This is a genomic window from Herpetosiphon geysericola, assembly GCF_001306135.1.
Classification (GTDB): Bacteria; Chloroflexota; Chloroflexia; order Chloroflexales; family Herpetosiphonaceae; genus Herpetosiphon; species Herpetosiphon geysericola.
In genome coordinates, this window is sequence record NZ_LGKP01000012.1 from 245,138 (window position 1) to 256,989 (window position 11,852).

Here is an 11,852-nt window from a genome sequence, read left to right on the forward strand (position 1 = left end):
AGAGGAGGATCGATGATCCATTCGACCTATGCAGAGGTATTTAATCAGCAATTCGTCCAAGATCCCTTCCCAACCTATGCTGCACTCCGTACCGAAGCCCCTGTTCACCGCATTACCCTACCCGATGGCCGTGGTTTATGGATGATTACCCGTTTTGAAGATGTTAAGGCCGCGCTGAAAGACCCACGTTTTATCAAAAATTGGCGCAAAGTGCTTACCCCTGAAGAGCAAAAGCTCATGCCCGTGATGCCTCCAGTCGTCCAATTGTTGTTCAAACATTTGTTGGCGATCGATCCGCCTGATCATACGCGGATTCGCGGCATGGTGCATAAAGCCTTTACGCCCCAATTGGTCGAGCAACTGCGGCCACGGATTCAGCAAATTGCCGATGAGTTGCTTGATGCCATGCTGGCTGGGCCACGCAGCACCGATTTGCTCACCGCTTATGCCTTTCCCCTGCCATTAACCGTGATTGCCGAATTGTTGGGCATACCATTAGATCAGCGCGAGAAATTTCGCTATTGGTCGGGCTTGGTGGTGACTGTCGATCCCGCACCAGATCGCTTTACGCGCATGGCGGGCGAGATGGAAGAATTTGGCAATTATCTGCGTGAGTTATTTGCGATAAAACGGGCCAATCCGACCAACGATTTGACCAGCGCTTTGGTGCAAGTTGAAGAAGCTGGCGATAAACTGACCGAGCAAGAAATGTTTTCGTTGGTGTTTTTCTTGTTGATTGCAGGCCACGAAACCACCGTTAATTTGATTGGCAATGGTATGTTGGCGTTGTTGCAACATTCTGAGCAATTGAAATTGTTGCGCGAAAATCCCGACATGATTCGCAACACCGTCGAAGAATTGCTACGCTTCGATAGCCCAGTTGAAACCTCAACCCTGCGTTGGGCGCGCGAAGATGTTGAATTTGCTGGAGTAACGATTCCGCGGGGTGAGCAAGTGCTGGCCGTAATTACCTCAGCGAATCGTGATCCGAACTATTTTGTCGAGCCTGATCAGCTTGATATTACGCGTAGCGAGCACAACCATATTGCCTTTGGCCATGGCATTCACTATTGTTTGGGCGCGCCATTGGCCCGCCTCGAAGGCGCAATTGCGATCAATTCGTTGGTGCAACGGTTGCCAAATTTACGTTTGGCTGTGCCAGCCCAAGAGCTGATTTGGCGGCCTGGCATGCTGATTCGCGGCATGATCGAACTGCCGGTTGAGTTTTAACAAGTAATGCCGTCGAGTTGAATGCTCGACGGCATTACTTGTTTCTTATTTGCCAACTACTGGTAAGAAGCTTGGCATGCCAAGCTGCGAACGAAGTAGCAGAACAGCGCTACGTGGTTGGTCGGCGCTTGTTTGCGCTTTAACCCAAACCTGATCGCTGCTCGGGTTTTGGCCTGCTGGCAGATCGACGCGTAGCGTGATCGTTTGGCTGGTGTTTGGCCCAAGGCTGCTTGGCACGGCGCTGGTGAGCGTGGTTGGCCATGTATTGCCTGTGAGGCTGAGGCTAATCGGCACGGTTTGTTGGCTAAGATTGCGCAAAGTTAATGTGTAGGTAATGCTGTTGCCACTGATGCTGCCTTGCTCAGTTTGTGGCGTGGTTAAGCTCAGCACGCTCGATTGCACTTCAACATCGCTTGCTTTGACAAAGCCAAAGCGATGATTGAAATTGATTTGATAATACTTGGTTTGGCCGCTCACCACGACGTGTGAACGTGGATCAAGCGTTGGCGTGTAGACTGGTGATGAGTAGTAGGTGCTGGTGTACAGTTTGGTCGCCACCACCACGTTATCAGCAGGCAGGGTGTAAATTGGCGTAATTGCTTGCGGCGTGATGCCTTGTGGATAGGCGGCTGCCTCAGGATAGGCCCGCCCATAGACCGGAATGCTGGCTTGGCCAACTTTGGGCCGAACTTTTAGCCCTTGGCCAGCAGTGGTGTTCACGCCATTTGGGTTGTAAAACCATGCCTTTTGACCGCCAAAATAAATTGCTTGCCACGCGTCTTGTTGCCCAGCCACAACATAGGTTTGACCAGTAACCGCTTTATTGGCCCAATTATTGGCGTGGGTTGGCGTTGACCCAATGTATTGATTGCTAATTAATGGCGCGTTGGCGTTAGGCTGGGTGTGTAAATAGACAAAATTAGCGCTTTGGGTTGGCACAGCGCGACAATCATTGCTGGTGTAGCAGTAGGTCATGGCTGGCATGTTGGTTGCAAAATCAGGGTTGATCGTTACCAATTGTGGGTCGGGATTGCTGATTTGGGCGGGGCCGCCACGCACTAAATCCATATAATGCGCCCAATCCCAAAACGGACCTGGGTCCCAGTGCATGCCTGCTTGATGCTGTGGTAGCGGGCCGGGCAATTCATCGTGGCCGATAATATGGCTGCGATCAAGCGGAATTTGGTATTTATCGGCCAGATAGCGGGTGAGGCGGGCCGAAGCTTGATACATTGCTTCGCTATACCAGCTTGCGCCTTCGATTGCATAACCTTCGTGTTCAAGCCCAATCGCATGGCCGTTCACATCCCAATTGCCTGCGTGCCATGGCACATTCTTGTTCTCGACCATTTGAGCAATGTGGCCATCGCTAGCGCGAACGACATAATGCGTCGAGGCCTTGGTTAATGGGTTTTGAAACACATTTATGGTCTGAGTATAAGTAATTTCGGTGTCGTGAATCAAAATGTAGCGATAATCCAAGCCATCAGTTGGGCGATTGGCTAAATCGTAGTTGCCATAATTGCCACGATTGTTGGGGTCGTTCAAGGCATAGGCAGCAGGAATAACTTCGCAATCAAGCGTCACTGGGCAATCCAAGGGAAAATCATCGCTCTGCAAGAGTGGCAAATTGGCGGCGCTTTGACGATTGAGCGTAACTGCCTGTGATGCAAGGCTCAGCTGTTCACCATTTTCAAGCCGACGGCTGGCGCCTTGTTGTAGGGTTGCATATACCCGATCAGCGAAGCCAAAGGCGGTCGAACGCTCCTTGCTGCCACTATACAAAACGACAGCACCATACCAATCGGCTAGGTTGGTTGGCAATTTGGGGTTGATGCTGCGGCTATATTCCGCCAGCAGGGCCGCGCCACCACGAATATTCTGTACTGGATCGTTGATCAAATTGCTGGTTGGTTGATCAAGTAATGCGGCAGCTTGGGCGAGGGTTTGAAATTCGGCAGGCTGTGCAAAGGGTGTAGCCCAATCAAGCCCTTTGCTCGCCTGCCAATGGTCAAGATCGATTTGGGTTAAGTGCATAACCCCGTAGCCGCCGCTGGTGCTTGGTTGGCCTGAATGATGCTCCCAGCGCGAAAGATTGTAGCTCAAGGCCAACAGCAATTCGCTTGGCACAGCAAACTCGGCAGCAGCCTGATCAAAGGCAGCTTGCAGCGTCGTTGGAGCGGGTGTTGGCGCGTTGGCGAAGCTTGGTAGCGGCAGATAGCCCGCTAGCAGGCCTAAAACCATAACAACGATCACGATTCTTGATCGTAACCACAATCGGTTCATCATGAATTCCTCAACAACTAAAAGACCCTACTCATGCAATTAAGTATAACTGTTAAAATCAATTAATAACTGAGAACTTATTGAGGAGTTTTGATCCACGAAGGGCACGAAGCGCACAAAGAGCTGAAACCGCGAAGGGCACGAAGCTGGTGAACAAGAATTCTGGGGATTAGCAATTGCAATAACAATTCTATAAACGAAGATTAGGGGGTGCAGGGGGATGAAAACCCACTGCGTTTCCCTCCAGCGGAGGGACGGAAGGGAGGAGAAACACAAAATCAAACATAGGGATAGATTACGAACGATCCAAACATCTATTTTTAGCCACGAATTCCACGAATAGTTATTGTTGTAGCCACCGATTGCACAAAGTACTGTTTTATCTGCCAAAAGCCTATATCATTTGTATCTGATTCAAGGGTTGACTTGGAGTTCTTAGCGATCTTCGTGGTTTCGTTGCCTCATCCCTGACCCCTAATCCCTCGCCCCTGACTCCTAATTGCCATTGCAACTGATAAAAAAGAATGCCATAATTGACCATTCTTGCGCTGTAGGAGGCTGTTTATGACCATCTATCAGCATACAATTCGCCAAAACCGTTATCAATTCGATTCGCTTAAAACCCTGTTGGCCAAGGCAACCCCTGAGCGTTCAGGTGATGCTTTGGCTGGCTTGATCGCTGCCAATGCAGAGGAACGAGTGGCGGCGCAATGGTGTTTGGCTGATCTGCCATTAACCACGTTTCTCAACGAAGTAGTGGTTCCCTATGAAGCCGATGAAGTTACCCGCTTGATTATCGATAGCCATGATCAACAGGCGTTTGCGCCAATTCGCCATTTGACGGTTGGTGGTTTGCGCGAGTGGTTGCTCGATTATCGTACTGACAGCCAGCAGTTGGCGGTGGTGGCGGCTGGTATTACGCCTGAAATGGCGGCGGCAGTTGCCAAAATTATGCGCAACCAAGATCTGATTGCGGTTGCTAAAAAATGCCAAGTCATCACCCGCTTTCGCAATACCTTGGGCTTGGCAGGCCGTTTTTCCTCGCGCTTGCAGCCCAACCATCCCACCGATGATCCGCAGGGCATTGCGGCGGCAATTTTCGATGGTTTGCTGTATGGCTGCGGCGATGCAGTGATTGGGATTAATCCGGCGACTGATAGCCCGCAAGCCATGACTAGCCTCTTGCATTTAATTGATGAATTACGTCAGCGCTATGCCATGCCCGTGCAATCGTGTGTGTTGGCCCATGTCACCACCGCCTTGCAGGTGATCGAGCGTGGCGCTCCGGTTGATTTGGTGTTTCAATCGATTGCTGGTACCGAGGCTGCCAATCGCAGTTTTGGCATCGATTTGGCGCTGTTGAACGAGGCCAATCAAGCAGCCCGTTCGTTGGGTCGAGGTACTGTTGGCAATAATGTGATGTATTTTGAAACTGGCCAAGGCAGTGCGCTTTCGGCCAATGCTCATCATGGCGTTGATCAACAGACTTGCGAGGCGCGGGCCTATGCTGTGGCGCGAGCTTTTGAGCCGTTGTTGGTCAACACAGTGGTGGGTTTTATCGGCCCCGAATATCTCTACGATGGCAAGCAAATTACCCGCGCCGCCTTAGAAGATCATTTTTGTGCCAAATTGTTGGGCCTGCCGATGGGCTGCGATGCCTGCTATACCAACCATGCAGAGGCCGACCAAAACGATATTGATAACTTGCTCGTGCTCTTAGCGAGCGCTGGCTGTACCTATGTGATGGGTGTGCCTGGCGCTGATGATATTATGCTGAATTATCAAAGCACTTCATATCATGATATTCGTTTTGTGCAAAGCAGCTTGGGCCTGCGGCCTGCGCCAGAGTTTGAAGCATGGCTGCAACAGCTTGGAATCGTCGATCAAGCAGGCTTGTTGATTGCCAATGAGCGCCATCGTTTGTTGCAATCAGCCGCTCAGTTGGGAGGATTGTAATGGCCGAACAACCAGAAAGTGCGCAACTTTGGCAACGCCTGCGCCAATTCACCAATGCGCGGATTGGGCTGGGCCGAGTTGGTGATGGCTTGCCAACCAAAGCCCATTTGGCCTTTCAACAAGACCATGCCTTGGCTCGCGATGCAGTCCATGCCCACGTTGATTTTGCGGCGTTGGCTAGCACAGTGCAGGCTGAATTCCCACACATTCTCAGGCTCAAAAGTGCAGCTGTGGATCGTGCTAGCTATCTCAAGCGACCAGATTTGGGCCGTATGTTGGATGCTGATTCGCGCCAACAGCTTGCGACATTGCAGTCTGCCCCAGCGACTATAGCCTTAGTGGTTGCTGATGGTTTATCGGCGGTGGCGATTGAACGCCATGCTGCGCCATTGCTCAGGTTGATCAAGCAACAATTGAGCGAGCTTGGTTGGTCGCTGGCGCCGTTGAGCTTGGTTGAGCAAGGACGAGTGGCGATTGGCGACGAGATAGGCGAATTATTGGGCGCCGAGTTGGTCGTAATCCTGATTGGTGAGCGGCCTGGCTTGAGCGTAGCCGATAGTTTGGGCATCTATTTAACCTATGCACCGCAGCGTGGCCGCACCGATGCTGAACGCAACTGCATCTCCAACATTCATCCCCAAGGCCTGAGCTATGCAGCGGCTAGTGAATTATTGGTTTATTTGTTGGGCCAAGCGCGGCAACGGCGTTTAACTGGGGTTGGCCTGAAAGATGAACGTCAACGCCTGAGCCAGCCCACAAATTCAAGCCTTGAATAACCTTAGTAGAAAATGTCAAATGTTGCGACCGTCAGTTTGCTATGCTGCTGCCATCATAAAAATGTTCTTGAGCGGGTTGATCGTGCTTGGGTTGGCCCAATTTTGGCAGAGTAAGCCCGTTGCCGCCGATAGCGTTGTGGTTGGGACAGGCACGCCCGCCAGCTTTTTCCAGGTGCACAAGCAGCTAGTGGTACGCTAAGCTTTAATTGTGGCCCGAATCCACCCACCATTGTGCTCAGTAGCCAAAAAGTGTTGCACGATGGCGCTTTCTGGCGGCAATACCACGCGGTTTTTTTGGATCAGCCAACAGGCGCGGGTCGAAATTCAGCGCCTCACCCTGAGCATTGGCTTTGCAGCGCATAGTGGGGCAATTTTTGCCGAGCCAAAGCTCTATTTTTTGCCACAGATTTTTTTGATTCGGCTCTTGCCACCTCATAGCCTCATCCCTTCGTGCAATTCGTGGAATTCGTGGCGAAAAAATGTTACGAGGTTTAACGCAGAGGAGAATAGGCATCGGATGTCAGGGGCTAGGAGTGATATATCTTTAACCTGACCCCTAACATCCTGCTGCCTGAACTCTTAACGGATCAACTGCACTAGGCTTGTGTGAGGGCCTGAAGCTGCGCCGCGAATTGCTTGGCTTGGGCTCGGTTGGTCGTTTCGAGATAATTGACATAAGCATTTAGTAAAACCAAGGCTGGTTGGGTTTGGCCTTGTTGCCACAACACCTTGCCCAAATGCCAGCCAGCCAAATGGAAAATTGCTAGATCGTTGCGGCTTTGAGCCAATTGGCGCGTGCGTTCGAAACAGGTGATTGCCGCAGGCAGTTGATTCAATTCGACATAACGCAAGCCAACTGTGCCAAGTGCATAGCCTTTGCCAAAGCCATCAGCCTCGTTGGTTGCTGGCTCGTTGGCCTGATCAGCATAAATGTGCTTCGTTAGGGCCAGTTTTTGTTGATAATAGGCAGCAGAACCTTTGGCATGGCGATTGTGGCGATAGCCCCACATCCAGCGGCTCCAGCGCAAACTCATAATCACAATAATATCGGCGATGACATAGCACACAAATGCGCCGACTGGCGGATTGGTCGTGTGTAGTAGCCCGTTGAGCGGATTGAGATCCCAGCGCCAACAGCCAAGCCATGTGCCCATTAGTTCGATGTACAGCACCAGAAAGCCCATGATCAGGTGCAAAAGCTGCGCCCGAAAGAGCAGCAGAATGAGGCTGAAAATAAGGCCAAAAATCGCGCTTAGGCTATCATCAAAGAGCAGCCATGCTCCAAGAAACAGGCTTGCATGGCCGAGCAACAAGCCCCAACGTAGGCGCTGCGCGTGTTGCTTAACCCAAGCCAATTCGCTGATCTGCAGGCCTGTGCCGAGCAAAATTGCATGGCCAAATGGCACATAGATGGGAATTGCTACAAATTTATAGGTATAGAGTTCAAGTAGCAAGCTAAAGACATATTCGCCAAGCGCCGAGAATGGCACAAATACGAGGGCAATCAGCCGCTGATCGGGGCGCAAATGATAGAGCATCAAGCCAAAATAGAGTGGTGCAGCCAGGTTGCTGATCATTTGGCCGTTGAAGCCTTGGGCGTTGAGCCAGGCCGAATCGTTGAATAAGGCGAAGAGCACGATTGGCCAAAATCCAAGGATCAGGCCAATCTGCCAATGTTGGGTTTTGCTGCTTGCCGCCATATGTGCTCCCTCGCTAACGAACTAGGCCTATTTTAGCCGAACTAGAGAATTTAAATGGTACAAGCCCAACCATGCAACGAGGCATAGCTAGGCTTGTTGAAAGTTCGGGGTCTATTTTTTGATCCGCGAAGGTTTAGTTTTTGATCCACGAAGGACACGAAGGGCACGAAGTTAGGCTATGGGCTATTGGATTCATCCTTCATCCCTCATCCTTCATAATTTCGTTATGCTCTGCGCCTCTGCGTTATAAGGTTGTTCCTGATGTGGATTTTTGATTTCTACCTTTTGACTTTTGCTTTCATCCCTCATAATTCATCCTTCATCCTTCATTACCGTTGCCGCCCTATGCGTTGGCCAACTTGGGTCACGATCTCGCTAACGCTAAAGGTTGCGTAAGCCGTACCGCCAGCGTTGGCAGCTGTTTGGGCATAGCCGCTGGCGCTGGTTTCGAGCGTGCCGCCACTATTGATCGTATAGCTGGCGCCTTGTTGCAAGGCTGGCGACGAGAAGACCAAGGCTTGGTATTGTTTGCGGGGCGTAAAGCTCACCAGCGCTTGACCAGATTGATCGAGAATTTGTACGGGATTACCTGCTGCTTGGGCCGAGCTATAGTTGATCAGCACCGATGCTTGGGTTGAACTGCTATCCGGCGCTTGCACCATGCCTGCGCTGCCAGCGGCAACCAAGGTGCCGCCATTTAAGGCAAAGCTGCCATCATAATCCAACGCACCGTTCATTTGCGCGGTTGGCCCATGCACCAGCACCAAACCAGCGTTCATCATGATCGAACCATTGGCATCCAAGCCGTCGCCAGCAGCATCGACGACCAACGTACCGCCGTTGATAGATAAGAAGTAATTGCTAGCAGCAAAACTATCGTTGCGGCCTGGCCGCCCCATTCCACCACCTTGCATGCTCGAACCGTCGCCCCCAGCCACGTTTACGCCATCGTCTTGGGCTACGAGGCTAATATTGCCTTCGTTGATTGTGATCACAGCGCTTTCCAAGCCCTCGTAGGAGTTGCTGATCGTCAGATCACCGCCGTTGATTGTGAGCGTCGCGTCTGCATGCACGCCATCGTCGCCAGCAGCAAGGCCAATCGTACCAGCGTTGATCGTCACATTATTATCGGAATGAAGCGCATCTTCTGCTGCATCAATCGTGATTGTTGCCTCGCCAATCACCATATTTTGGCCTGCCTTCAAGCCCTTGGCCGAAGCATCGGTGTTGATGCTTGCGCTCCTGCCGCCACCTGCGCTAATTGTCAGTTCGCCAGCATCGATCAAAATATCGGTGATTGCACTCAGGCCATCGCCGCCAGCCGTAACATTTAACTTGCCGCCAGCAATCGAAATATAGCCTTTGCTGGGATCTTCTTCATTATCAGCGGTTAGGCCATCGCCTTGGGCATTGATGTTAATTGTGCCAGCGTTGACTACCAGATAATCTTTGCCGCGCAAGCCATCATCAAGCGCGGTGATAGCGATTGTGCCACTATTGACGATTAAGCCATCGTTGCTGCTAATGCCATCGTTGCCATTGGCCTGAATCGTTAAACTGCCATTGCCATCAATTGAAAGATCGGCCTTGCTGTAGAGCGTAGCATTCGGTAAATCTTCGCTGCTTGCTGCATTGGCTGAAGCATCAACCGTATCGGAAAGCGTATTTTGCGTGCCATCAGCTAAAATAACTGCCACCTGTTCAGCTTGCATAATCGCAATTGGCGCACTGGTCGAGCTATGAATCGTTACGCCATTCAAAATCAAACGCACTAAATCCTGATCGGCTGTATCTACAATAATTTGGCCATCGCTCAAATTACCACTGAGTTGATAGCTGCCTGCTGCGCTAATTGTGGCAGTCGTACCATCGATCTTCACGTTTGGGTTATTGGCGCTGATGCTGCTATCGTTGAGTTTAATCTCAATCAGATCAGCATTTTGCCAATTCAAATCGGCGGCTGTGTCGTGAGGCGTGGCTTTGCTCGCCAGCACTTCGTCAATTGATTCAACGGTTGGTACAACAACGGTTGGGCTGCTTACTGTGACGGAATTTGAACTTGTCGCTTGGCCACCATTAACCGAATTAACGGTGGTTGTTGACGTTTGATTGCTGGCACAGGCGGTTAACAAGGCAACCAGCATACTGGTGATTAATGCTCGGGTAAAAGGTTTCATGCGAACGCTCCACAATAGGATTCAATCTGCTTATCATTCTAGCCAGCGAGTGTGAGGAACTAATGAAGAGATTGTGTGGTTGCTGTGTGCGATGCGCTGTATACTTGAGCTGCATCTATCCTGTGGTCAAGGAGTCGGACTATGCCAACCCATCCATTAACCTTGCTTGAGCCGCGGCTCCGTTCATTGTTGCCAGCAATGTTGTATGCCTCAGTTTGGGTCGAGCCAATCCCTGAGCGTTTAATTCAGGTATTTGAGCATTTGCGCACGTTGCGGCGCATGCTTGGCGATTATGTGCCGCGGTTTGTGGCCGAAACGCCGCCAACTCCAGGCATCGCTCGTTCTGCATGGCAAGAAGGCACATTGATGTTTACCGATTTGGCGGGCTTTACCAGCTTGATGGATGCCCACGGCGATGCGCAGGCCACCGACCAAGTATTAAACGTGTTGAATACCTATTTTGCCCAGATGGTCGAAATTATCAGTAAATCTGGCGGAAATTTATTGGAATGGACAGGCGATGCGATGCTGGTGCAGTTTCCTGCTGATGGTGAGCGCAACCATACCGCGTTGGCTGTACGGGCAGGGCTGCGCATGCAACGGGCAATGACTCAATTTCATCAATTAACCACCCCGCAAGGAGTTATTTCGCTTGGCATGCGGATTGGCCTGCATCGTGGGCGCTTTATTGCCGCCGATATTGGCACGCCCAAACGCATGGAGTATGTCTTGTTGGGCGAGGCGGTGCAAACCACCAAATATGCTGAGGGTGCTGGCGAAGTTGGCCGCGTGTGCTTGAGCCAAGCTGCCCAAACCGCAATTGCTGGTTTGTATCGTTGCGAGCCATTGGCAGATGGCTATGCCTTGGTCTGTGATGATTTGGCCGAGCAAACCTTGGGCGAGTACGATATTGCCCCGACCAAACGGCGCCAAGCTGGCGGATTTTTGCTCGATCGCAGCGTTGAGGCGCTGGTGCGCGAAATTGAAGAAATGCTGACCGCGATTGAGCCATTGGCTAGTTTTTTGCCTTTATCGGTGTTGGGTTTGTTGGTTGAAACCGCTGCCCAGCGCAAAGTGCCGCCCCAATGGCTGAAACTGCCAGTGATTTATATGAACCTGAGCGGCATCAGCGACGCGCCCGAATATCTCGACCCTGCTGAAGAACCCTTGCTGATCACCGCCTATTCGCGCATTTTTGCGCTGATCAATGCAGCGGTAGAAACAACTGGCGGCATGCTCAAAAACGTTACCTACGATAAATCTGGCTCGAATATTTTGATTCATTTTGGGGTAACTGGGGCGCATGTTGATGATGCATTGCGGGCAGCCAGAACTGCACTTACAATCCAACGCTTAGTTGAACAATCTCCAGCCTTAGCATTTCGCAACTATCAACAACGGATTGGTTGCAAAATTGGCCTAGCCTATGGCCCAGCCTTTGCCGCCGAAATTGGCGAGCCACGTGGGCGACGCGAGTTTAATTTGCTTGGCGATGTGGTCAATACTGCTGCGCGCTTGATGGCAGCCGCCGAACTTGACCAGATTTTGCTTGAGCCTGGTTTGCAACAGTTAATTCATACCCAGTTGCGTTGTGTTGATTTGGGTACAATCAATTTAAAAGGCAAAGTTAGCCCAACCCCGATTTTTAGCTTGCATTCCGCTGAATGAGCCAATGTTACAAACTATCAAGCCTAACAGCCTTGCTTGAGCAGGGGTAAAACTCATAG

9 protein-coding genes are annotated in these 11,852 nt (G+C 51.1%); 5 read left to right on the top strand and 4 right to left on the bottom strand.

What is annotated here, in order from left to right; translation table 11 throughout:
• Window positions 1-12: 12 nt before the first annotated feature.
• Window positions 13-1,230, top strand: coding sequence for a cytochrome P450 family protein (locus SE18_RS07400; protein WP_054533797.1), 1,218 nt, complete (start codon window positions 13-15; stop codon window positions 1,228-1,230).
• A gap of 45 nt (window positions 1,231-1,275) precedes the next feature.
• Here SE18_RS07400 and SE18_RS07405 read toward each other — a convergent pair whose 3' ends face one another.
• Window positions 1,276-3,516, bottom strand: a complete 2,241-nt coding sequence (locus SE18_RS07405; RefSeq protein ID WP_054533798.1) for an N-acetylmuramoyl-L-alanine amidase — start codon at window positions 3,514-3,516, stop codon at window positions 1,276-1,278.
• A 564-nt stretch (window positions 3,517-4,080) separates the two neighbouring features.
• Between SE18_RS07405 and SE18_RS07410 the strand changes: the two genes are divergently transcribed.
• From SE18_RS07410 to SE18_RS07420, 3 genes are read left to right on the top strand one after another with little or no spacing between them, the layout of a single operon-like run.
• Window positions 4,081-5,472 carry an ethanolamine ammonia-lyase subunit EutB gene (locus tag SE18_RS07410; RefSeq protein WP_054533799.1) on the top strand — a complete coding sequence of 464 codons (1,392 nt, stop codon included), beginning with the start codon at window positions 4,081-4,083 and terminating at the stop codon, window positions 5,470-5,472.
• Window positions 5,472-6,248 carry an ethanolamine ammonia-lyase subunit EutC gene (gene eutC / locus SE18_RS07415; RefSeq protein WP_054533800.1) on the top strand — a complete coding sequence of 259 codons (777 nt, stop codon included), beginning with the start codon at window positions 5,472-5,474 and terminating at the stop codon, window positions 6,246-6,248. Before SE18_RS07410 ends, eutC begins: the two co-directional genes overlap by 1 nt.
• A gap of 19 nt (window positions 6,249-6,267) precedes the next feature.
• Window positions 6,268-6,447 (top strand): hypothetical protein, encoded by a 180-nt coding sequence (locus SE18_RS07420; RefSeq protein WP_054533801.1) that lies wholly within the window; start codon window positions 6,268-6,270, stop codon window positions 6,445-6,447.
• A gap of 36 nt (window positions 6,448-6,483) precedes the next feature.
• On the opposite strand, the gene SE18_RS07425 is transcribed toward SE18_RS07420, so the two are convergent.
• The 3 genes from SE18_RS07425 to SE18_RS07435 all read right to left on the bottom strand — a co-directional run bounded on the left by SE18_RS07425 (window position 6,484) and on the right by SE18_RS07435 (window position 10,125).
• On the bottom strand, window positions 6,484-6,684 hold the full coding sequence (locus tag SE18_RS07425; protein ID WP_054533802.1) for a hypothetical protein: 201 nt from the start codon (window positions 6,682-6,684) through the stop codon (window positions 6,484-6,486).
• A 160-nt stretch (window positions 6,685-6,844) separates the two neighbouring features.
• Window positions 6,845-7,948 (bottom strand): hypothetical protein, encoded by a 1,104-nt coding sequence (locus SE18_RS07430; protein WP_054533803.1) that lies wholly within the window; start codon window positions 7,946-7,948, stop codon window positions 6,845-6,847.
• A gap of 329 nt (window positions 7,949-8,277) precedes the next feature.
• Window positions 8,278-10,125: a carbohydrate-binding domain-containing protein gene (locus tag SE18_RS07435; RefSeq protein ID WP_054533804.1), complete on the bottom strand. Its 1,848-nt coding sequence runs from the start codon at window positions 10,123-10,125 to the stop codon at window positions 8,278-8,280.
• Window positions 10,126-10,266: 141 nt separating this feature from the next.
• On the opposite strand from SE18_RS07435, the gene SE18_RS07440 reads away from it, so the two are divergent.
• Window positions 10,267-11,793, top strand: coding sequence for an adenylate/guanylate cyclase domain-containing protein (locus SE18_RS07440; RefSeq protein WP_054533805.1), 1,527 nt, complete (start codon window positions 10,267-10,269; stop codon window positions 11,791-11,793).
• Window positions 11,794-11,852 lie beyond the last annotated feature (59 nt).